Below are 20,190 nucleotides of genomic sequence, written 5' to 3'. Positions count from 1 at the left end.
GCGGCGGCCATGGCAGGGGGCGCCCCCCGGTTCTTCGTCTCGCACGTCTCCGGTGTCGCCGTCTTCGATCCGGCCGGCGACCAGGTGGGGCGCGTGCGCGACCTGGTCGTCATCCTGCGGCCCGGCCGGCGTCCGCCGCGACTGCTCGGCCTGGTGGTCGAACTCTCCACCCGCCGCCGCATCTTCCTGCCCATGACCCGGGTGACCGCCGTGCAGTCCGGCCAGGTCATCACCACCGGCGTGCTCAACGTGCGGCGCTTCGAGCAGCGGCCCACCGAGCGGCTCGTCTTCGGCGAGCTGCTCGACCGGCGGGTGACCCTCGTGGAGAGCGGCGAGGAGGTCACCGTCCTCGACCTGTCGGTGCATCAGCTGCAGAACCGCCGCGAGTGGGAGATCGACCGCGTGTTCGTGCGCAAGGGCAGGAAGGGCGGCACGTTCCGGCGCGGCAAGGGCGAGACGCTGACCGTCGAGTGGTCCGCGGTCACCGGGTTCTCCCTGGAGGAGCAGGGGCAGGGCGCCGAGAACCTGCTCGCCACCTTCGAGCAGCTGCGCCCCGCCGACCTCGCCAACGTGCTGCACCACCTCTCCCCCAAGCGGCGCGCGGAGGTGGCCGCCGCCCTCGACGACGACCGGCTCGCCGACGTGCTGGAGGAGCTGCCCGAGGACGACCAGATCGAGATCCTCGGCAAGCTGAAGGAGGAGCGCGCCGCCGACGTCCTGGAAGCCATGGACCCCGACGACGCGGCCGACCTGCTCGGTGAGCTGCCCGAGGCGGACAAGGAGCGGCTGCTGAGCCTGATGCAGCCCGCCGACGCGGCCGACATGCGGCGCCTGATGTCGTACGAGGAACACACGGCGGGCGGTCTGATGACGACCGAGCCGATCGTGCTGCGGCCCGACGCGACCGTCGCGGACGCCCTCGCCCGGATCCGCGAACCGGACCTCTCCCCCGCCCACGCCGCGCAGGTCTACGTCTGCCGCCCGCCCGAGGAGACGCCCACCGGCAAGTACCTGGGCACGGTCCACTTCCAGCGCCTGCTGCGCGACCCCCCGTACACGCTGGTCGGCTCGATCCTGGACGACGACCTCCAGCCCCTGGACCCGGACGCGGCGCTGCCCGTGGTCGCCGGGTTCTTCGCCACGTACGACATGGTGGCGGCGCCCGTGGTCGACGAGGCGGGGTCGCTGCTGGGCGCGGTGACGGTGGACGACGTGCTGGACCACATGCTGCCCGACGACTGGCGGGAGACCGAGTTCCACCTCGACGGGGACGAGGACGAGGGAGTGGTGACCGATGGCTCCTGAGCGCGACGGCGGACGCGAGCGCATGCCGGCGGGGGCCACGGCCGCCGGCCGGCCGCGCGCGCCCCGTCTGGACCAGCCGCGCCCCCCTCGGCGCCGCATCCTGCCCGAGTGGGACCCGGAGGCCTTCGGACGGCTTTCCGAGCGCATCGCGCGGTTCCTGGGCACCGGGCGGTTCATCGTCTGGATGACGGTCGTCATCATCCTGTGGGTGGTGTGGAACGTGTCCGCGCCGAAGGAGCTGCGCTTCGACGAGTACCCGTTCATCTTCCTGACCCTGATGCTCTCCCTGCAGGCCTCCTACGCGGCTCCGCTGATCCTGCTCGCGCAGAACAGGCAGGACGACCGGGACCGGGTCAACCTGGAGCAGGACCGCAAGCAGAACGAGCGGTCGATCGCGGACACCGAGTACCTGACCCGGGAGATCGCCGCCCTGAGGATCGGGCTCGGGGAGGTGGCCACCCGGGACTGGATCCGCTCGGAGCTCCAGGACATGGTCAAGGAGCTGGAGGGGCGGCAGAACGGCCACAAGGACCACCAGGGCACTTTCCCGGCGATGCGGGCGGAACACCCGCCGGGACGTGACGCAGACGACCACTGACGTCCTTACCGGCGGGTGTACCCGGAGCCGTACCATCGTTCCCATGGCTACGGAAGACGCGGTGCGCGAGGCACTGGCGACGGTGAACGACCCCGAGATCAACCGGCCCATCACCGAGCTCGGGATGGTCAAATCGGTGGAGATCGGTGCGGACGGTGCGGTCGCGGTCACCGTGTACCTGACGGTTTCCGGCTGCCCCATGCGGGACACCATCACGCAGCGCGTGACGGACGCGGTCTCCCGGGTCGGGGGCGTCACCCGGGTCGACGTGACGCTGGACGTGATGAGCGACGAGCAGCGCAAGGAGCTGGCGACCGCCCTGCGGGGCGGGCAGACCGAGCGCGAGGTGCCCTTCGCCAAGCCGGGCAGCCTGACCCGGGTCTACGCGGTGGCGTCCGGCAAGGGCGGCGTCGGCAAGTCCTCGGTGACGGTGAACCTGGCGGCGGCGATGGCGGCCGACGGTCTGAAGGTCGGTGTCGTGGACGCCGACATCTACGGCCACTCGGTGCCGCGCATGCTCGGCGCGGACGGGCGTCCCACCCAGGTCGAGAACATGATCATGCCGCCGTCGGCGCACGGCGTGAAGGTCATCTCCATCGGCATGTTCACCCCGGGCAACGCCCCGGTGGTGTGGCGCGGCCCGATGCTGCACCGTGCGCTCCAGCAGTTCCTGGCGGACGTGTACTGGGGCGACCTGGACGTGCTGCTGCTCGACCTGCCGCCCGGCACGGGCGACATCGCGATCTCCGTCGCCCAGCTGGTGCCGAACGCCGAGATCCTCGTCGTCACCACGCCCCAGCAGGCGGCGGCCGAGGTGGCCGAGCGGGCGGGCTCCATCGCCGTGCAGACGCACCAGAAGATCGTCGGCGTGGTCGAGAACATGTCCGGCCTGCCCTGCCCGCACTGCGGCGAGATGGTCGACGTCTTCGGCACGGGCGGCGGACAGACGGTCGCCGACGGCCTGACCCGCACCACCGGTGCGAACGTGCCGGTGCTCGGCGCCATCCCGATCGACGTCCGGCTGCGCGAGGGCGGTGACGAGGGCAAGCCCGTGGTGCTGTCCGACCCGGACTCCCCGGCCGGCTCGGCGCTCCGCTCGATCGCCGGCAAGCTGGGCGGACGGCAGCGGGGCCTGTCGGGCATGTCCCTGGGGATCACCCCGCGCAACAAGTTCTGAGGCCTCCCGTGCCCGAGGGCGCCGTCCGTGTGGACGGCGCCCTTCCGCGTACCCGCTCGGTCGTCCCGGCGTCCCCGGTCAGGCGTCGTACGCGGCGATGTCCTTCACCACGGCGAAGCCGAGGCCGTAGGCGCTCATGCCCCTGCCGTACGCCCCCACGTGCACGCCCTCCCGCGTGGAACCGGCGAGCACCCAGCCGAACTCGGACTCCCGGTAGTGGAAGGGCGTCGGCACCCCGTCCACGGGCAGGGACAGCGTCGACCAGTCCTCGCTCTCCAGATCGTCCGCGAGGACCCAGGCCGTCTCCGTCTGCTGCTCCAGCCAGTCGTCACGCAGAGAGTGGTCCATCTGGCCGGGCCAGGTGAAGGACAGCAGTCCCACCCCGGCGAGCCAGGCGGCGGAGGAGACCGAGGTGGCCTCCAGCAGTCCGGTGCCGTCGGCGCTGCGGCGCACCGGGGTGGCGGCCACGGTCACCACGACCGCGAACCTCTCCTTGGTCTCCTGGTCGGTCCCGGCCGTGTACTCGCTGCGCACCGAGGGCTCGTCGCCGTGCCCGACCGATCCGTGCGCGACGGCCCCGTCGGCCGCCAGTCCGACCTGCATCAGCCAGCGCGGTCCCGTGAAGGCCTCGTCGAGGCCGTACCAGGGGAAGGGCGCACGCAGGTAGCCGTCGGCCGCACGCCGGGCGGAGGCGACGGGTTGTCCGTCCTCCGCGGCCGGCGCCTGCGCGACTGCCCGACTCGTCGTCTCCATTGCCCGGACGCCTCCTCGCTCTCGTCGGACCGGGCGGCCCGCCCCCCTTCAGGCGTACTCGTCCGTCCCGCACAACAACTCGGCAGCATAGTCACCTTGACGCCACAGGCCGGGAAAGCGCCGGGCGCACGGGCTGTGCGGACGCCCTGATCGGGCCGTGAGCGGCCCGGGTGGAGTATGAAACGCGTCACGTACCCGGGGGTGTGCGGCTCCCGCGCCTCCGGCTCAGGTGGCGTCCGCGTCGAAGGGCGGGCGGGTGTCGGCCGCCGACGTCTCGGGCTTCTTGGTCATGTCCACGCGGCCGCCGGCGGAGGGAGTCGACGGCGGGTCGGTGTCGCGGACCACGTCCGCGACCTCGGCCATCTCCTTCTTCAGGTCGAAGCCGTTGCGGATCTCCTTGAGCCCCAGGTCGTCGTTGTCCAGCTGCTTGCGGATGAACGTCTTGGGGTTGAGGTCCTCGAACTCGAAGTCCTTGAACTCCGGGCCGAGCTCCTGCCGGATGTCCTGCTTGGCGCTCTCCGAGAAGTCACGGATCTTCCGGATCGTGCGCGTCACGTCCTGGATGACCTTGGGGAGCTTGTCCGGACCGAAGACGAGCACGGCGAGGACGATGAGCGTCACCAGCTCGAGCGGTCCTATGTCATTGAACACCTGAAGCTCCTCGCGATGCCTTCGGTCCTCGGTCCTCGGGGCGGCCTGCGGTCTTCCGTGGTCCGGGCCGGGTCCACGGTACCCGGCCGCCCCGTGCGACCGGTACCGTCCCGGACCTCATCCGCCTCAGTCGCCTTCCGAGGAGCCGAGCGTCAGGGTGACCGTCCGCTCCTCGCCGTCCCGCTCGAGGGTGAGCTCGAGGCGGTCGCCGGGGCGGTGGGCACGGGTCTTGACGATGAGTTCCTCGCCGGAGTGGACGCGCCGGCCGTCGACCTCGGTGATGACGTCGCCGGCCCTGATCCCGGCCCGGGCGCCGGGGCCGTCGGTGCTGACCGGGGGGCCGCCGTCGCCGCCCTTGGCGGCGACGCGGGCGCCGTCGCCGTCGTACCCCATGTCGAGGGTGATGCCGATCACCGGGTGGGCGGCCTTCCCGGTGTTGATCAGTTCCTCGGCGACGCGCTTGCCCTGGTTGATGGGGATGGCGAAGCCGAGTCCTATGGAGCCGGCCCGACCCGCGTCCGGGTCGGCGCCGCCGTCGGCGGAGCGGATGGCCGAGTTGATGCCGATCACACGGGCCCGGCCGTCGAGCAGGGGGCCGCCGGAGTTGCCGGGGTTGATCGGCGCGTCGGTCTGCAGGGCGTCGACGTACGACACGTCGCTGCCGTCGCCCTTCTCGCCGCCGGCGGTGATGGGCCGCTCCCTGGCGCTGATGATGCCGGAGGTGACGGTGCCGGCCAGGTCGAAGGGGGCGCCGATGGCGACGACGGGGTCGCCGACCCGCACGTTGTCGGAGTTGCCGAGGGGCAGGGGGGTGAGTCCGCTGACGCCCTTCACCTTCACGACGGCGAGGTCGTAGCCGCCGTCCCGGCCCACGACGGTGGCTTCGGCGGTGTCGCCGCTGTGGAAGGTGACGGTGATCTCGCCGTCGTCCCCGGCGGGTCCGACGACGTGGTCGTTGGTGAGGATGTGGCCGCGCTCGTCGAGCACGAAGCCGGTACCGGTGCCGGCCTCGCCGGCGCCGCTGACGTGCAGGGTGACGACGCTGGGCAGGGCCTGCGCGGCGATTCCGGCGACGCTTCCGGGGTCGCGCTCCGGCGCCTCCTCACCGGCCTGCGGCAGCTCCACGGTGCCCACGCCGCCGTTGCGCTCCAGATACGCGCCGACGATCCCGCCGATGCCGCCGGACACGAGCGCGAGCAGCAGCGCGGCCCCGACGAGCACCCGGCCGCGGCGCCGCTTCCGGCCGGTCACGGCCTGCCCGGTCTGCTGCAGGGGCGCGGCGGAGGCGGCCGCCGCCCAGGGGTCGTAACGCCCCCAGGGGTCGGCGGCCGGGGCGTCCTGGGCCGGGGGCGTCCGGCCGTCCGGGGGCGCCCCCGCGGGGACGACGGTCGTGGGGGGAGCCCCGTGCGTCCCCGCGTCCGCCGCGGTGGGGGCGCCGGGGGGCGTCGGGACCGGGGCCGTGGGGGCGTCGTGCGGCGCGGACGGGCCCTGGAGGGCTGTGCCCGGGCTCGGGGGAAGCGTCGAGGGCGTGCTGTGCGGTGTCGCGTCCTGGACCGTGGGAGGGGGCGTGAGCGCCATGCCGTGCGCGGATGTCGTCGCCGGGTGCTGGACGGGCGGGGCGGGCGCCCAGGGGCCCGGCTCACCGTACGGCGGGGTGCTGTAGGGGTCGGGGTCGTGCAGGGGCCTCCGCTGCTCGGGGGCGGAGGGCTCGAAAGCCGTCGGCGGCGGGGCGGGGACCACGGGTGCGGGGGCGGCCCGGGGCGCGGAGGCGTCGGACACGGCGGGGGCCGGGACGACCGGAGACACGGACCCGGCGGGCCCGTCGGAAGGGACACCGGGCGCCACGGACTCCGGGGTTCCGGAGGCGGTCGTGGCGGCGCCGGACGCGGGACCGACGGGCCGGTCCTCGGAGCCCTCGGACCGCAGGGGGCGGTCCAGTTCGCAGTCGCCCCGGCGGGCGTCGCCGGCGGCCGGCGCGCGGTCCGGGCGGGCCAGTTCGAAGTCGCCGTCGTGTCCCTCGGGACGCGTGGTCGGCTCCTCCCCCGGTGGGCCCGGCTTCCCCTCGTTCATGCTCTCCCCACGGCTGGACACGGCACCGCGCGACGGCGGTGGCCGCGAGACTACTGGCTCGGCCCCCGGCTGGGCCTGGGCGCGCCCCCTGGATTCAACCAGGTTCGCGCGCCCCTGCGCACCGGACGGTTCAGCGGGATGTCGGCGTGGGGACCGGCGTCGCGCCCGTGGTGACGAGGCCCGGGTCCTTGAGTCCGGTGGGGGCGGCCCACGTGGTCAGGGTGAGCGGCGGGGTCGAGGTGAGCGGTCGTATCAGCGGGGACAGGGCCGTCGCGCCGCTCGTCAGCGGCGTGCCCGGCACGGGGTGGCGCTCCGTCGGCGCCGGGACCCCGGGCAGCAGCGGCGCGGAGACCGCGGTCGGGGCGACCGGGGTGTCCGCGGACGCGCTCTGGCCCGTCATCTGGCCCAGCAGCGGTCCCATGCCGCGACGCCGCTGGGACTCGGGCACCGCCGTGCCCGTGCCCTGCGTGCGCATCGGCGTGACGTTGCTGCCCTTGCCCGCGCCGCGCGTCTCCGTGTCGGTGGGCATGCCCGCGGTGACCCCGCCGAGCGCGATCGCGGCCAGCGACACCGCCCCGGCGGCGACGAACGCGAACCGCAGCCCGCGGGAGGACGGCCGGTCGGTCTCGTGACGGCCGGCGCCGTGGACGACGAGGCCCCGGCCGCCCGCGGCGTCCGGCAGCGCGGCCCCGTGCCGCCGGACGGGCGCGTAGGCGAACTCGAAGCGCTCGCTCCGCCTGGTCCCGAAGGCCCCGGAGCCGCCGAACCGCCCCTGCGTGCCGCCCGGCAGCCCTCCGCCGCCCAGCGGCGAGCCGCCGTCGCCGAGGTCGCCCCCGGCCGGCAGCCCTTGGAGACGGGCCAGGAAGCTCTCGGAGGGCGGCGGGGGCGCCGCCTGGGCGAACACGTCCTTCAGACGGCGCTGCGCGTCCACCTCCGCCCTGCACTTCGCGCAGGTGGCCACGTGCGCCAGTACGCGCTCGCGCGCGTCATGACCGAGCTCCCCGTCCACCAGGGCGGAGAGTCGGTCTCCCAGGTGCTGCTCTGCGAGGTGCCCCTCGGAGGACTTCGGCTGTGAACCGCTCACGCGCTCGCGCCCCCTCCTCCCAGTGCGGGAACACGCGGCACGAAGGAGCGGCGCTCCGCGCGCGCCTTGGGCGAGCGGTGCGCGAGGGCCTTGCGCAGCTGGGAACGGCCGCGGTGGATCCGGGACCGGACGGTGCCGAGCTTGACGCCCAGGGTGGCCGCGATCTCCTCGTACGACAGTCCTTCGATGTCGCACAGGACGACGGCGGCGCGGAACTCCGGGGCGAGCGTGTCGAGGGCCTGCTGGACGTCCGCGTCGAAGTGGGCGTCGTTGAAGACCTGCTGGGGCGTGGGCTCCTTGCTGGCCAGCCGCTCGGCCGCGTCGTCGCCGAGCGCGTCGAAGCGGATGCGCTGCTTGCGGCGGACCATGTCCAGGAAGAGATTGGTGGTGATGCGGTGCAGCCAGCCCTCGAAGGTGCCCGGCGTGTACGTCGACAGGGAGCGGAAGACGCGGACGAAGACCTCCTGGGTGAGGTCCTCGGCGTCGTGCTGGTTGCCGGTGAGGCGGTAGGCGAGCCGGTAGACCCGGCCGCTGTGCATGCTGACGATCTCCTCCCAGGTGGGCGGAGTCCACGCCTGCCCGTCCGCGTCGGTGGAGAAAGTCGCGGTCTGGGCCGGGTCGCCGGCGCGGGCGTGGTCAGCAGCGGTGTCGTTCACGGATTTCGGCCTACCCGCCGATCCGAGGAAGCGCCGCAGCGCCCCTCCGCGATCCACAGGCGCAGCCGCACCTCCCCTATCGGCTCTGGTGGTGTCCAGTGGAGCCCCTACCATAGCCACCTCGCCTGTTAGCTCCGGATAAGCGGTTTTACGAGAATTTGATCTGGGCTGCCACGGCTCGTACGGCTGCGTCAGCACTTGCTCGGCGTCCTCGTCCACTGCCTGCCCCCCGTCATGACGCGCGCCTCCTGCCCATCCCTTCAAACGACCGGTCCCATCTGCGGGTTCCCGACGCCAACGGATACAGTCACGCCCAGGCACCCATGGGGACAGGAGAGGGTCATTACCGCCAACCGGCAGACGAGCTGGGCGTTCGCCGACGCCTATGTCGCCGAGGACGAAGCGCTGCACTGGGCCCGTGACCGGGCTCGTGACGCAGGGCTGCGCTCGGTGTCGCCCGGCACGGGCGCGGCGCTGCGGCTGCTCGCCGCCAGCGTGGACGCCAAGGCGGTCGCCGAGATCGGCACCGGCTGCGGGGTCTCCGGGATCCATCTGCTGCACGGGATGCGACCGGACGGGGTGCTGACCACGGTCGACCAGGAGCCCGAGCACCAGCAGTCCGCCCGCCAGGCCTTCCGCGACGCCGGTTTCGCCGGGAACAGGGCCCGCTTCATCCCGGGCCGCGCGCTGGACGTCCTGCCCCGTCTCGCGGACGCCGGCTACGACCTGGTCTTCTGTGACGGCGACCGGCAGGAGTACCAGGACTATCTCGCCGAATCGCTGCGCCTGCTGCGCCCGGGAGGCCTGGTCGCCTTCGAAGGGGTCTTCGCGAACGGACGCACGGTGGACTCCGGACCGCAGCCCACGGAGGTGCTGCGGCTGCGGGAGCTGGTGCGGACCCTGCGCGAGAGCACGGAACTGGTGTCGTCGCTGCTGCCGGTGGGGGACGGACTCCTCTGCGCCGTCAAGCGGTGACCGGCGGACCCGGTCCGCCCCTTCAGCCCGTACGCGAAACAGCCGCCCCGGCACCTCGTGCGGCGCCGGGGCGGCTGAAAGGGTATGGTCGCTTGCGCGTCAGCCGACGACCTTCTTGAGGGCGTCGCCGAGCGCGTCGGCCTCGTCCGGGGTCAGCTCGACGACGAGCCGACCGCCGCCTTCGAGCGGAACGCGCATGACGATGCCCCGCCCCTCCTTGGTCACCTCGAGCGGGCCATCACCCGTCCGCGGCTTCATGGCCGCCATGCTCGTTCCCCTTCCTGAAACCCAGCTCAACCGTCTAAGCCGACGGCCCACTGAAGGGCACCTGCGGTCCTCGAAGCAGGACACACGCCACCGGCATCGAACACATTGCTTCCAGGCCATTATCCCGCATGGCGGGACCCGATGACCAACATCGGTCGGCATCGCTTGGGCAACGCACGCGAGCAAAACCACTCAATTCGGCGATGTGACTGCGATACTGCTCCGCCGCACGCACGCCCGGCGATCGGAAACGGCCGGGAATTGTTTGACGCAGGTCACACGTCGGCCGCCCGCCACCGTCGGTGATCTCCGTCATGCTGTCCGACAGACGGGGCGTACCGGCCGGTAGGCCCCGAGCCGTCACACGGAGGGACACACCATGGCCGACACCGTGCTCTACGAGGTGAGCGACGGACTCGCGACGATCACGCTCAACCGCCCGGAGGCGATGAACGCGCTGAACGTCGCGGCGAAGGTCGCCCTCCGGGACGCGGTCCGGTCCGCCGCGGACGACGACGCCGTACGGGCCGTTCTGCTGACCGCGGCCGGGGACCGGGCGTTCTGCGTCGGGCAGGACCTCAAGGAGCACGTCGCGCTGCTGATCGAGGACCGGGAGACCGGTTCGGGGCAGACGATGAGCACGGTGCGCGAGCACTACAACCCGATCGTGAAGGCGATCGCCGGGGCCGCGAAGCCCGTGGTCGCGGCGGTGAACGGGGTCGCCGCGGGAGCCGGCTTCGGCTTCGCGCTGGCCGCGGACTACCGGATCGTCGCGGACACGGCGGCGTTCAACACCTCGTTCGCCGGGGTCGCGCTGAGCGCGGACTCCGGGATCTCCTGGACGCTGCCGCGCGTGGTCGGCCCCGGGCGCGCCACCGACCTGCTGCTCTTCCCGCGCAGCGTCTCCGCGCAGGAGGCGTACGAGCTGGGCATCGCCAACCGGCTGGTCCCGGCGGCGGAGCTGCGCGCGGAGGCGGAGAAGACGGCGCGGGCGCTGGCCGAGGGCCCGACGGTGGCGTACGCGGCGCTGAAGGAGTCCGTGGCGTACGGGCTGAGCCACTCGCTGGAGGAGGCCCTGGAGAAGGAGGACGAGCTCCAGACCCGGGCGGGCTCCTCCGAGGACCACGCGATCGCGGTGCGGGCGTTCGTGAACAAGGAGAAGCCTCGGTACCTGGGCCGGTGAGCTTCCGGTGAGCTCGGGGCCACGGCTGCGTCGGGGGCTACGGCTTCGTCGTGGTTGATCTCGCAGTTCCCCGCGCCCCCGGAGGGGCGCTTCTCGCCACGCATGTCTCCAGGTGGTCGTCGACCAGGCCGCAGGCCTGCATCAGGGCGTACGCGGTGGTCGGGCCGACGAAGCGCAGGCCCCGTTTCTTCAGGGCCTTGGACAGGGCCGTCGACTCCGGGGTCACCGCGGGCACGTCCGCGAGGGTCTTCGGCGCCGGGCGGCCGGCCGGGTCGGGAGCGTGGGACCAGATCAGGGCGTCCAGGTCGCCGGGCGCCCACCCGGCCAGCTCCCGCGCGTTGGCGAGGGTCGCGTCGATCTTGGCGCGGTTGCGGATGATGCCCGGGTCGGCCAGCAGGCGCTCGCGGTCGGCGTCGGTGAACTCCGCGACCTTGGCGATCTCGAAGCCGGCGAACGCGGCGCGGAAGCCGGGACGGCGCCGCAGGATGGTGATCCAGGACAGGCCCGACTGGAACGCCTCCAGGCTGAGGCGCTCGAAGAGGGCGTCGTCGCCGTGGACCGGACGGCCCCACTCCTCGTCGTGGTACGTCACGTAGTCCGGCGTGGACAGCGCCCAGGGGCAGCGCGGACGGCCGTCCGGGCCGGTGGGGGCGGTTGCTTCCTCGCTCACGGCTGCTTCCTCGGTCACGGCTGCTTCCTCGGTCACGGCTGCTAGTCCTCCCGGTGCGCGGCCGGCTTGTCCGGGGAGATGCGGGCCGCGGCGGCGCGGGCGCCGGCCAGCGCGGACTCCAGGTCGGCGATCCGGGCGTCGCGCTCGGCGAGCTCCGCGCCGAGGCGGCCGAGGGCGTCGTCCACGTCGGCCATGCGGTAGCCGCGGGCGGCGAGCGGGAAGCGCAGGCCGTCCACGTCCGCGCGGTTGACCGGCCGGTCCGGCGGCAGGGCGTCCCGCAGCCGCTCGGGAACCGCCTCGGGCAGCGGACCGTTGTCGCCGCCGCCCACCACGGCGAGGGTCACCGCGGCGACCACGACGGCGAGCGCGACGACCAGGAACAGGAACATAACCATCGCCGGGGCCCCCACGGTCGGATGAGTCGGAGTCGGATGTGTGGCTCCGATCGTGCCATGCGAGTCTGGCAGTCGGGGCCGCCGGGCGTTTCGGGGCGGCCCGGGACGGGATCGGACGAGGAAGAGGTCACAGGGGATGCTCAGGCTGGGCAGGCGGGAATTCGCACCGCACGAGCGGGTGGTCATGGCGATCGTGAACCGGACCCCGGACTCCTTCTACGACCAGGGCGCCACGTTCCGCGACGAGCCGGCGCTGGCGCGGGTGGAGCAGGCGGTGGCGGAGGGCGCCGCGATCGTCGACATCGGCGGGGTGAAGGCCGGACCGGGCGAGGAGGTCACGGCCGAGGAGGAGGCGCGGCGGACGGTCGGCTTCGTCGCCGAGGTGCGGCGGCGCTTCCCGGACGTCGTGATCAGTGTGGACACCTGGCGGCACGAGGTCGGCGAGGCCGTGTGCGAGGCGGGCGCGGACGTGCTGAACGACGCGTGGGGCGGGACCGACCCACGGCTCGCGGAGGTCGCAGCCCGGTACGGCGCGGGGCTGGTGTGCACCCACACGGGCGGTGCCCAGCCGCGGACGCGGCCGCACCGGGTGGCGTACGACGACGTCATGGCCGACATCCTCGACGTGACCGTGGGGCTGGCGGAGCGGGCGGTCGCGCTGGGCGTGCCGCGGGAGTCGGTGATGATCGACCCCGGGCACGACTTCGGGAAGAACACGCGGCACAGCCTCGAGGCGACCCGGCGGCTGGGGGAGATGGTCGACACGGGGTGGCCGGTGCTCGTCTCGCTGTCCAACAAGGACTTCGTCGGCGAGACGTTGGACCGGCCCGTGAAGGAGCGGGTGGTGGGGACACTGGCGACGACCGCCGTGTCCGCGTGGCTGGGGGCGCGGGTGTACCGGGTGCACGAGGTGGCCGAGACCCGGCAGGTGCTGGACATGGTGTCGGCGATCGCGGGAGAGCGGGAGCCGGCTGTGGCCCGGAGGGGGCTGGCGTAGGGGGTCGTCGCCCCCGCCGCCCCTTCCCTCCCCCGCTCCCGGCCTCGCTCGGGCGGGAGGGACCCCGGGGGCTCCGCTTCCGGGCCCCCTAGCGGCCCGCCTCCTTGGAGACCAGGGCCACCGCCTCCTCCACGTCGTCCGTGACGTGGAACAGGAGGAGGTCCTTCTCCGCCGCCTTGCCCTGGGCGATGACCGTGCCGCGGAGCCAGTCGACCAGACCGCCCCAGTACTCCGTGCCGAACAGCACGATGGGGAACTGGGTGACCTTCTGGGTCTGGACGAGGGTCAGGGCCTCGAAGAGTTCGTCCAGGGTGCCGAGGCCGCCGGGCAGGACCACGAAGCCCTGGGCGTACTTGACGAACATCATCTTGCGGACGAAGAAGTACCGGAAGTTCAGGCCGATGTCGACGTAGGGGTTCAGCCCCTGCTCGAAGGGCAGCTCGATGCCCAGGCCGACCGACAGCCCCTTCGCCTCGAGCGCGCCCTTGTTGGCCGCCTCCATGGCTCCCGGACCGCCGCCGGTGATCACCGCGAAGCCCGCCTCGACCAGGCCCCGGCCCAGCCGGACACCGGCCTCGTACTCCCACGAGTCCGCCGGTGTGCGCGCCGATCCGAAGACGCTGATGGCGGGTGGGAGTTCGGCGAGCGTGCCGAAGCCCTCGACGAACTCCGACTGGATGCGCAGCACCCGCCAGGGGTCGGTGTGCACCCACTCCGTGGACGCGCGCTCGTCCAGCAGTCGCTGGTCGGTGGTGCTCGCCTGCACCTGGTCCCGCCGGCGGAGGACCGGCCCCAGGCGCTTCTCCTCCGGCGGCTGCTGCTTCCCCTCGGGGTTGCCGGTAGCCATGTGCGCTCCCTCCGTTTGCTGGTCGTACCACCTCAGCGTAGATCCACACGGGTTACGTACGGGGGACCTCAGCATGTCCGGAACGCAGCGGCGCAAACCCCGTTCGCGTCACGCCGTCAGCCAGGACCGCAGCCGTTCCTCCCCCGCGAGGATCTTCGCGGTGTCCACGCGCTCGTCCCGCTTGTGCGCCAAGTGGGGGTTGCCGGGACCGTAGTTGACCGCCGGGATGCCCAGCGACGAGAAGCGGGAGACGTCCGTCCAGCCGTACTTGGGCTGCGGGGTGCCGCCCACCGCCTCGATGAAGGCCGCCGCGGCCGGGTGGGACAGCCCGGGCAGCGCCGCGCCGCTGTGGTCGTCGACGACGAACTCGCTCACCCCGCAGTCCGCGAACACCTCGCGGACATGGGCGAGGGCCTCCTCCTCGCTGCGGTCGGGGGCGTAGCGGAAGTTCACGCTCACGACGCATTCGTCGGGGATGACGTTGCCGGCCACTCCCCCGGAGACACCGACCGCGTTCAGGCCCTCGCGGTACTCCAGTCCGTCGATCACCGGGTACCGCGGTTCGTAGGCGGCCAGCCGGGCGAGGATCGGGGCGGCGGCGTGGATCGCGTTGGAGCCCATCCAGCTCCGCGCGGAGTGGGCGCGCTCGCCGGTGGTCTTCAGCAGCACCCGCAGCGTGCCCTGGCAGCCGCCCTCCACCTGCCCGTCGGAGGGTTCGAGGAGCACCGCGAAATCGCCCTCCAGCCACTCGGGGTGCGCCTCGGCCACGTGCTTCAGGCCGTTGAGTTCGGCCGCGACCTCCTCGTTGTCGTAGAAGACGAAGGTCAGGTCGCGGTTGGGGGCGGGGACCGTGGCCGCGATGCGCAACTGGACGGCCACACCGGACTTCATGTCGCAGGTGCCGCAGCCCCAGAGCACGCCGTCGGCGTCGAGCCGGGAGGGGACGTTGTCCGCGATCGGGACCGTGTCGATGTGGCCGGCGAGGATCACCCGCTCCGGGCGCCCCAGCCGCGTACGGGCCACGACGTTGTTGCCGTACCGGTCGACCGTGAGGTGCGGCAAAGCGCGCAGCGCGTTCTCAATCGCGTCCGCGAGCGGTTTCTCGGTGCCGCTCTCGGAGGGGAAGTCGACGAGCTGCGCGGTCAGGCGCGCGGCGTCCAGCGTGAGGTCAAGCGGGGTGTCGGCCATGCCGTCGACCCTAGCGCGCCGGGCGTTCGGAGCAGTGTCCGCACCCGGCCCGCAGGGAACCGTACTCTCCAGTACCTTGTACGCGTGCCAGAGCCGTCACTTCCTTCCAAGCGCACGCGTCGCCGTCGTCTCGCCCGCTGGAGTGCGGCCCTCGTGGTGCTGTCCGCGGTCGCCGGATACGTCGTGGTGCAGTACGACACCGGGGGCACCGGCGGTCCGCGCTGCAGGGTCGTCTCCGGCACGGGCGACGGGGCGACGTACGAGTTCACGCCCGAGCAGGCGGTGAACGCGGCGACGATCACCGCCGTGGGCACCGCGCGCGAGCTGCCCGAGCGGGCGGTGACGATCGCGCTGGCGACCGCGCTGCAGGAGTCGGCGCTGCGCAACATCGACCACGGCGACCGTGACTCGCTGGGCCTGTTCCAGCAGCGTCCCTCGCAGGGCTGGGGCACGCCGAAGGAGATCATGGATCCGGTGTACGCGGCGGAGAAGTTCTACGAGCACCTGGAGGAGGTGCCGGGTTACACCCGGCTGCCGCTCACCGTCGCCGCGCAGCGGGTGCAGCGCAGCGGCTTCCCGCAGGCGTACGCCAAGCACGAGCCGGACGCCACGCTGCTGGCCGCCGCCCTCACGGGACGCTCGGCGGCGACGCTGACCTGCGACGGCCGTCCGGCGGCGACGCGGGCGGCGGGCGCGGACGCGGTGCGTGCCGCGCTGGCCCGGGACTTCGGACGGGACGCGCTGGAGCCGGCCGGCGCCGAGGTGGGGGCGACGGCCTCCCCCTCGCCCCCGGTGAGCGCTCCGGTGGGATCCGACGGCACCGACGGCACCGACGGGCGGACCGTGCGCCTTCCGGTCACCGCCGGGGAGGGCGCCGACGCCGGGGCACGGGGCTGGCAGCTGGCCCACTGGGCCGTGGCCAACGCCTCCGAACTGCACATAAAGCAGGTGTCGTACGCGGGGCGGGAGTGGACGGCCGGGCACACCGACAGTCAGTGGCGGCCGACGGACGGCAAGAACGCGGAGGGCTCGGACGACGGCGCGGGGGTCGTGACCATCACGACCAAGCCGTAGCGCGACGGCACGACCGCGCAGGCGTGCGGGGGGTCACCCGCAGGCGTTGTGCACGGCCGATAATGCGACGTATTGCCAACTCTTTGCGTGGGCCCGCCGCAACCTTCCCGGCGGTCGAGCGGTAGTCACGGCGTCACCGTTCTCTCCCGTCGAAGGAGCACCATGTCCCTCCCCCTGACCCGTCGGATCGCCCGTGCCGCGCTGCTCGTCGCCGCGGGAGCGGCCGCCGGGGTCGGCGCGGCCGGTTCCGCCAGTGCGGCCCCGGAGCTGCCGGCCACCCCGAACCTCGGCGGGCTGACCGCTGTGGACGGGGCCGCCGGGAACACCGTGGACGACGTGACGCGGGACGTCACGAAGACCGCGGGCGGTGCCGGCGAGGCGGCGCCGGGCGCCGACAAGACCGTGAAGAAGGCTGCCGGGTCCCTCGGCAAGGGTGCGCCTGTGAAGGGGCTGCCGGTCGGCTGAGGGTCGGCCTGCGGCCGGGCTTCTGTCACGGCGGCGGGGTCCGGGGTCCTCCCCGGACCCCGCCGCTTTCGCGTGGCCCGGGGAAGACGGTGCGGTGGGCGTTTCCTGACCGGTGCCCGGCGTCGGTGGCTGTGCCCCCCATTGCCTGAAGGGCATGGGGGACGCCCTCATCTCCCTGCGGACGACTGCCCACAGCCGGGGCCGGGCGGCCGGCCGCCGCCTGGGGTCGGGTGGGGGGTCAGGTGGTCAGGCGGGTCGCTGCTGCCTGGATTCGTTCGTCCGTCGCCGTGAGGGCCACGCGGACGAAGTTCTCGCCCGCCGGACCGTAGAAGTCGCCGGGGGCGACCAGGATGCCCCGGTCGGCGAGGTGGGCGACCGTGGTCCAGCAGGACTCGTCCCTGGTGGCCCACAGGTAGAGGCTGGCCTCGCTGTGCTCGATGCGGAAGCCGTGGGCGAGGAGGGCCTCGCGCAGGACGGCGCGGCGGGCCGCGTAGCGCCCTCGCTGGACGCGCACGTGCTCGTCGTCGCCCAACGCCGCCACCACGGCCGCCTGGGTCGGCGCGGAGGTCATCATCCCGCCGTGCTTGCGGATCTGCAGCAGCGGACCGAGGACCGCCGGGTCTCCGGCCAGGAACGCGGCGCGGTAACCGGCGAGGTTGGACCGTTTGGACAAGGAGTGCACCGAGACGATGCCGTCGTACGACCCGCCGTTGACGTCCGGGTGCAGCACCGAGACCGGGTCGGCCTCCCAGCCCAGCTCGATGTAGCACTCGTCGGAGAGGACGAGGACGCCGTGCTCACGGGCCCAGGCGACGATCCGGGTCAGCTCCTCCTTGGACAGCACCCGGCCGGTCGGGTTGGACGGGGAGTTCAGCCAGAGCAGCTTCAGGCCCGTCGGGTCCAGCTCGGTCGGATCGTCGTACGCGACGTGGTCCGCGCGGGCGAGGCGGGCGCCGACCTCGTACGTCGGATAGGCCAGGCGCGGGAAGGCGACCTTGTCGCCGGGGCCGAGACCGAGCTGGGTGGGGAGCCAGGCGACCAGTTCCTTGGAGCCGACGACCGGCAGGACGTGGTGGTGGGTGACCCCGCGGGCGCCCAGCCGGCGCTCCACCCAGCGGGTGAGCGCGTCGCGCAGCTCCGGGGTGCCCCAGACCGTGGGATAGCCCGGTGAGTCCGCCGCGGCGGTCAGGGCCTTCCGGATCAACTCGGGCACCGGGTCGACAGGGGTGCCGACCGAGAGGTCGACGATGCCGTCGGGGTGCGCGGCGGCCGTCTTCTTGTACGGCTCCAGCTTGTCCCAGGGGAAGGTGGGCAGCCGGTCGGAGACTGCGGACACGGTTACGGGCTCACTTTCTGGTCCGGCAAACGCCTCGGTCCCGTACGGCGATCGGGAGGATCGGGCCGTACGGGACCGAGGCGGCACGTCGTTGCGGGGCCGCTTCTCGCGGGACGGCTACGCCTGCGGCGGCAGCGCGGCGATGAACGGGTGGTCCCGCTCGATCAGACCCAGCTTGCTGGCGCCGCCGGGCGAGCCGAGCTCGTCGAAGAACTCGACGTTCGCCTTGTAGTAGTCCTTCCACTCCTCGGGAGTGTCGTCCTCGTAGAAGATCGCCTCGACCGGGCAGACCGGCTCACAGGCACCACAGTCGACGCATTCGTCCGGGTGAATGTACAAGGACCGCTGGCCCTCGTAGATGCAGTCGACCGGGCACTCCTCGATGCACGCCTTGTCCTTCACGTCGACACAAGGCTGCGCGATGACGTAGGTCACGCTGTCGTTCCTCCTCGATAGGGCGCTGGCGGGCCTCCTCAGGCTCCGCCGCCTGGCGCGCGGGAGCGCGGCGTCGTCGATGCCCGCCCCTAGTATCTCCGTTCCTGGGCATGATCCGAACAGGAGGGGTGAACTGACCTGTGGAAATCTCTGCCGCCGGGCGCCTGGAGGTCCGTATCACCACTGCTGACGTGGGAAAACGGGTCTCCGTACGGAGCTTGATCGAACATGGCCCCTCGGGTGAGAGGTTCACCGACACGGTCGGTGTTCTCACATCATGGGACAACGGTGTGCTGCGGATCACAAGGAAGAGCGGGGAAAGCGTCCGCATCGCGGAGTCGACGCTGGTCGCGGGCAAGGTGGCGCCGTCCGCACCGGCGCGTCGGCGCGGTCCGGCGGCCTCGTACGAGGAGCTGGCACGGGTCTCCGCGCGGGCGTGGCGGCCCGTGGAGAGCGAACGGCTGGGCGAGTGGGAGCTGCGGGCGGCCGAGGGTTTCACCCGGCGGGCCAACTCCGTGCTGCCGCTCGGTGATCCGGGTGTGCCGCTCGGCGACGCGCTGACGGCCGTGCGCGACTGGTACACCGCGCGGGGACTGCCCGCGTACGCGCAGACCGCGACCGGCGCCGAGGGGACGCAGGAGCTGCTCTGCGCGGAGCTGGAGCGGCGGGGCTGGGTGCGGGAGGTGACCGCCGAGCTGTGGGTGGGCCCGCTGGCGCCGGTCGCCGACCTGGGCGGGGAGTCGTCCGGGGTCGTGCTGTCGCGGGAGGCGGACGAGGCGTGGCTGGCCCGGTACCGGCGCAAGGGGGTGAGCGAGGTGGCCCTGCGGGTGCTGGGGAGCGGTCCTTCGGTGTGGTTCGCCACGGTGCCGGACGCCGGCGCGGACGCGCCGGCCGCCATCGGCCGGTGTGTCGTGGACGGGCGGTGGGCCGGCTTCGCGGCGGTCGAGGTGGACCCGGCGCGACGGCGGCGGGGGCTGGCGACCGCCGTGATGGCCGCGCTGGCCCGGCGGGCGCTGGACGAGGGCGCCTCGGCGGCCTGGCTCCAGGTGGAGGACGACAACGCGGGGGCGCGGGCGCTGTACGACCGCATGGGCTTCGCCGCGCACCACGCGTACCACCACTACCGTGCTCCGGAATCGTCGGCTCCGGCAGGTGACGGAGCGCCGTGAGCGGGCACGAACCGGGTATGCGCCCTCCGCACCCCCCGCGCCCCCCGTCCCCCGAGCGCTCCGCCGAACTGCGCCGGCGGTTCGCCGAGGAGGCCCGCTGCGAGCGGCCGGACCTGTCCACGCTGTGCCTGCTGGTCGCCGCGGAGGCGGACGGCGCGCTGGACGACGCGGGCATGGACGCCGTGGAGGTGGAGCTGGACCGGCTGGCCGGCGAGCTGCCCCACCGGCCCGGCTCGCCGCACGCGTGGGCGGTGGCCCTGCGGGAGCTGCTGGGCGGGCGGTACGGCTTCCACGGTGTTCCGGACGACTATCAGCGGCTGGAGTCGTCGCTGCTGCACGAGGTGCTGCGGCGGCGGCGCGGGCTGCCGATCCTGTTGTCGGTGGTGTGGATGGAGGTGGCCCGGCGGGCGGGGGCGCCGGTGTACGGGGTGGCGCTGCCCGGCCATTTCGTCGTCGGGTTCGGGGAGGCGGGGGCGGGGGCCGGGCAGGTGCTGGCCGATCCGTTCGACGGGGGCCGGGTGCTGACCGGGGCCGACGCGGAGCTGCTGGTCGCCGGGGCGACGGGGGCGCCGCTGGAGGCGCCGATGCTGACGCCCGCCGGGGTGCTGGACGTCGTCCTGCGCGTCCTGAACAACGTCCGGGCGTGGTCGGCGGCGCGTCCCGAGCACTCGGGCGTGGGGCTGTGGGCGGTGGAGCTGTCGCTGCTGCTCCCGTCGCACTCCGCGCGGCTGCGGTACGAGCGGGCGCAGCTGCTGGTGCAGCGGGGCGACTTCCACGACGGGGCCCGGGAGCTGGAGGCGTACGCGGAAATGGTGGCGGCGGTGGACGGACCGGCGGCGGAACGGATCCGGGGCCAGGCGCAGGCGGCGCGGGCGCTGCTCAACTAGGGAGCGGG

Annotated in this window: 22 protein-coding genes; 10 read left to right on the top strand and 12 right to left on the bottom strand. The window is 73.2% G+C overall.

Features of this window, described 5'->3' with window-relative positions; genetic code table 11:
* Positions 1-9: 9 nt before the first annotated feature.
* The 3 genes from ACZ8ZB_RS22315 to ACZ8ZB_RS22305 are packed head-to-tail and all read left to right on the top strand — an operon-like array spanning position 10 to position 3,080.
* The gene (locus tag ACZ8ZB_RS22315; protein ID WP_470739430.1) at positions 10-1,305 is read left to right on the top strand and encodes a magnesium transporter MgtE N-terminal domain-containing protein; all 1,296 of its coding nucleotides are present in this window, start codon (positions 10-12) and stop codon (positions 1,303-1,305) included.
* Positions 1,295-1,903, top strand: coding sequence for a DUF1003 domain-containing protein (locus tag ACZ8ZB_RS22310; RefSeq protein ID WP_470739429.1), 609 nt, complete (start codon positions 1,295-1,297; stop codon positions 1,901-1,903). Before ACZ8ZB_RS22315 ends, ACZ8ZB_RS22310 begins: the two co-directional genes overlap by 11 nt.
* Before the next feature lie 43 nt (positions 1,904-1,946).
* Positions 1,947-3,080, top strand: a complete 1,134-nt coding sequence (locus tag ACZ8ZB_RS22305) for an Mrp/NBP35 family ATP-binding protein (RefSeq protein ID WP_470739428.1) — start codon at positions 1,947-1,949, stop codon at positions 3,078-3,080.
* A gap of 78 nt (positions 3,081-3,158) precedes the next feature.
* Here ACZ8ZB_RS22305 and ACZ8ZB_RS22300 read toward each other — a convergent pair whose 3' ends face one another.
* From ACZ8ZB_RS22300 to sigE, 5 genes are all read right to left on the bottom strand, one after another.
* Positions 3,159-3,833, bottom strand: a complete 675-nt coding sequence (locus ACZ8ZB_RS22300; protein WP_470739427.1) for a hypothetical protein — start codon at positions 3,831-3,833, stop codon at positions 3,159-3,161.
* Between the two features lie 225 nt (positions 3,834-4,058).
* Complete coding sequence (locus ACZ8ZB_RS22295; protein WP_470739426.1) at positions 4,059-4,484, bottom strand: sec-independent translocase; 426 nt, start codon at positions 4,482-4,484, stop codon at positions 4,059-4,061.
* Positions 4,485-4,610: 126 nt separating this feature from the next.
* Positions 4,611-6,554, bottom strand: a complete 1,944-nt coding sequence (locus ACZ8ZB_RS22290; RefSeq protein ID WP_470739425.1) for a S1C family serine protease — start codon at positions 6,552-6,554, stop codon at positions 4,611-4,613.
* Positions 6,555-6,684: 130 nt separating this feature from the next.
* Complete coding sequence (locus ACZ8ZB_RS22285) at positions 6,685-7,638, bottom strand: anti-sigma factor family protein (protein ID WP_470739424.1); 954 nt, start codon at positions 7,636-7,638, stop codon at positions 6,685-6,687.
* Entirely contained in the window at positions 7,635-8,294 is a 660-nt protein-coding gene (gene sigE, locus ACZ8ZB_RS22280) for an RNA polymerase sigma factor SigE (RefSeq protein ID WP_381221215.1), read from the bottom strand. Before sigE ends, ACZ8ZB_RS22285 begins: the two co-directional genes overlap by 4 nt.
* 234 nt (positions 8,295-8,528) lie before the next feature.
* On the opposite strand from sigE, the gene ACZ8ZB_RS22275 reads away from it, so the two are divergent.
* The gene (locus ACZ8ZB_RS22275) at positions 8,529-9,269 is read left to right on the top strand and encodes an O-methyltransferase (RefSeq protein ID WP_470739423.1); all 741 of its coding nucleotides are present in this window, start codon (positions 8,529-8,531) and stop codon (positions 9,267-9,269) included.
* 99 nt (positions 9,270-9,368) lie between these two features.
* On the opposite strand, the gene ACZ8ZB_RS22270 is transcribed toward ACZ8ZB_RS22275, so the two are convergent.
* The gene (locus ACZ8ZB_RS22270) at positions 9,369-9,536 is read right to left on the bottom strand and encodes a DUF3117 domain-containing protein (protein WP_003966491.1); all 168 of its coding nucleotides are present in this window, start codon (positions 9,534-9,536) and stop codon (positions 9,369-9,371) included.
* A gap of 379 nt (positions 9,537-9,915) precedes the next feature.
* Here ACZ8ZB_RS22270 and chcB point away from each other — a divergent pair, with 379 nt between their 5' ends.
* A complete protein-coding gene (gene chcB, locus ACZ8ZB_RS22265) occupies positions 9,916-10,719 on the top strand; it encodes a 2-cyclohexenylcarbonyl CoA isomerase (RefSeq protein ID WP_470739422.1) in 804 nt (267 codons plus the stop codon).
* Positions 10,720-10,756: 37 nt separating this feature from the next.
* Here the strand turns inward: chcB and ACZ8ZB_RS22260 are convergent, their stop codons facing one another.
* Both ACZ8ZB_RS22260 and ACZ8ZB_RS22255 read right to left on the bottom strand, forming a co-directional pair.
* Positions 10,757-11,389 carry a DNA-3-methyladenine glycosylase I gene (locus ACZ8ZB_RS22260; RefSeq protein ID WP_470739421.1) on the bottom strand — a complete coding sequence of 211 codons (633 nt, stop codon included), beginning with the start codon at positions 11,387-11,389 and terminating at the stop codon, positions 10,757-10,759.
* A 41-nt stretch (positions 11,390-11,430) separates the two neighbouring features.
* Positions 11,431-11,784 (bottom strand): DivIVA domain-containing protein, encoded by a 354-nt coding sequence (locus ACZ8ZB_RS22255; protein WP_470739420.1) that lies wholly within the window; start codon positions 11,782-11,784, stop codon positions 11,431-11,433.
* Between the two features lie 136 nt (positions 11,785-11,920).
* On the opposite strand from ACZ8ZB_RS22255, the gene folP reads away from it, so the two are divergent.
* Positions 11,921-12,781, top strand: coding sequence for a dihydropteroate synthase (gene folP / locus ACZ8ZB_RS22250; protein ID WP_470739419.1), 861 nt, complete (start codon positions 11,921-11,923; stop codon positions 12,779-12,781).
* Positions 12,782-12,869: 88 nt separating this feature from the next.
* Here folP and ACZ8ZB_RS22245 read toward each other — a convergent pair whose 3' ends face one another.
* Positions 12,870-13,628 carry an LOG family protein gene (locus ACZ8ZB_RS22245; protein ID WP_470739418.1) on the bottom strand — a complete coding sequence of 253 codons (759 nt, stop codon included), beginning with the start codon at positions 13,626-13,628 and terminating at the stop codon, positions 12,870-12,872.
* Positions 13,629-13,736: 108 nt separating this feature from the next.
* Positions 13,737-14,816, bottom strand: a complete 1,080-nt coding sequence (gene dapE, locus ACZ8ZB_RS22240; protein WP_470739417.1) for a succinyl-diaminopimelate desuccinylase — start codon at positions 14,814-14,816, stop codon at positions 13,737-13,739.
* Positions 14,817-14,900: 84 nt separating this feature from the next.
* On the opposite strand from dapE, the gene ACZ8ZB_RS22235 reads away from it, so the two are divergent.
* Both ACZ8ZB_RS22235 and ACZ8ZB_RS22230 read left to right on the top strand, forming a co-directional pair.
* The gene (locus tag ACZ8ZB_RS22235; RefSeq protein ID WP_470739416.1) at positions 14,901-15,890 is read left to right on the top strand and encodes a VldE C-terminal domain-containing protein; all 990 of its coding nucleotides are present in this window, start codon (positions 14,901-14,903) and stop codon (positions 15,888-15,890) included.
* 162 nt (positions 15,891-16,052) lie between these two features.
* Positions 16,053-16,355 (top strand): ATP-binding protein, encoded by a 303-nt coding sequence (locus ACZ8ZB_RS22230; RefSeq protein ID WP_470739415.1) that lies wholly within the window; start codon positions 16,053-16,055, stop codon positions 16,353-16,355.
* 238 nt (positions 16,356-16,593) lie between these two features.
* On the opposite strand, the gene ACZ8ZB_RS22225 is transcribed toward ACZ8ZB_RS22230, so the two are convergent.
* The gene (locus ACZ8ZB_RS22225; RefSeq protein ID WP_470739414.1) at positions 16,594-17,691 is read right to left on the bottom strand and encodes a bifunctional succinyldiaminopimelate transaminase/glutamate-prephenate aminotransferase; all 1,098 of its coding nucleotides are present in this window, start codon (positions 17,689-17,691) and stop codon (positions 16,594-16,596) included.
* Between the two features lie 117 nt (positions 17,692-17,808).
* Positions 17,809-18,126, bottom strand: coding sequence for a ferredoxin (fdxA, locus tag ACZ8ZB_RS22220; protein WP_004926152.1), 318 nt, complete (start codon positions 18,124-18,126; stop codon positions 17,809-17,811).
* Positions 18,127-18,266: 140 nt separating this feature from the next.
* On the opposite strand from fdxA, the gene ACZ8ZB_RS22215 reads away from it, so the two are divergent.
* Both ACZ8ZB_RS22215 and ACZ8ZB_RS22210 read left to right on the top strand, forming a co-directional pair.
* Entirely contained in the window at positions 18,267-19,295 is a 1,029-nt protein-coding gene (locus ACZ8ZB_RS22215) for a GNAT family N-acetyltransferase (protein WP_470739413.1), read from the top strand.
* A 17-nt stretch (positions 19,296-19,312) separates the two neighbouring features.
* Complete coding sequence (locus ACZ8ZB_RS22210; protein ID WP_470739412.1) at positions 19,313-20,182, top strand: transglutaminase family protein; 870 nt, start codon at positions 19,313-19,315, stop codon at positions 20,180-20,182.
* Positions 20,183-20,190: the final 8 nt, after the last annotated feature.

The sequence above is a fragment of the Streptomyces sp. 12E genome, assembly GCF_055633275.1.
Note: the sequence above shows the minus strand (reverse complement) of the source record. Positions and strands in the feature narration are given on the sequence as shown.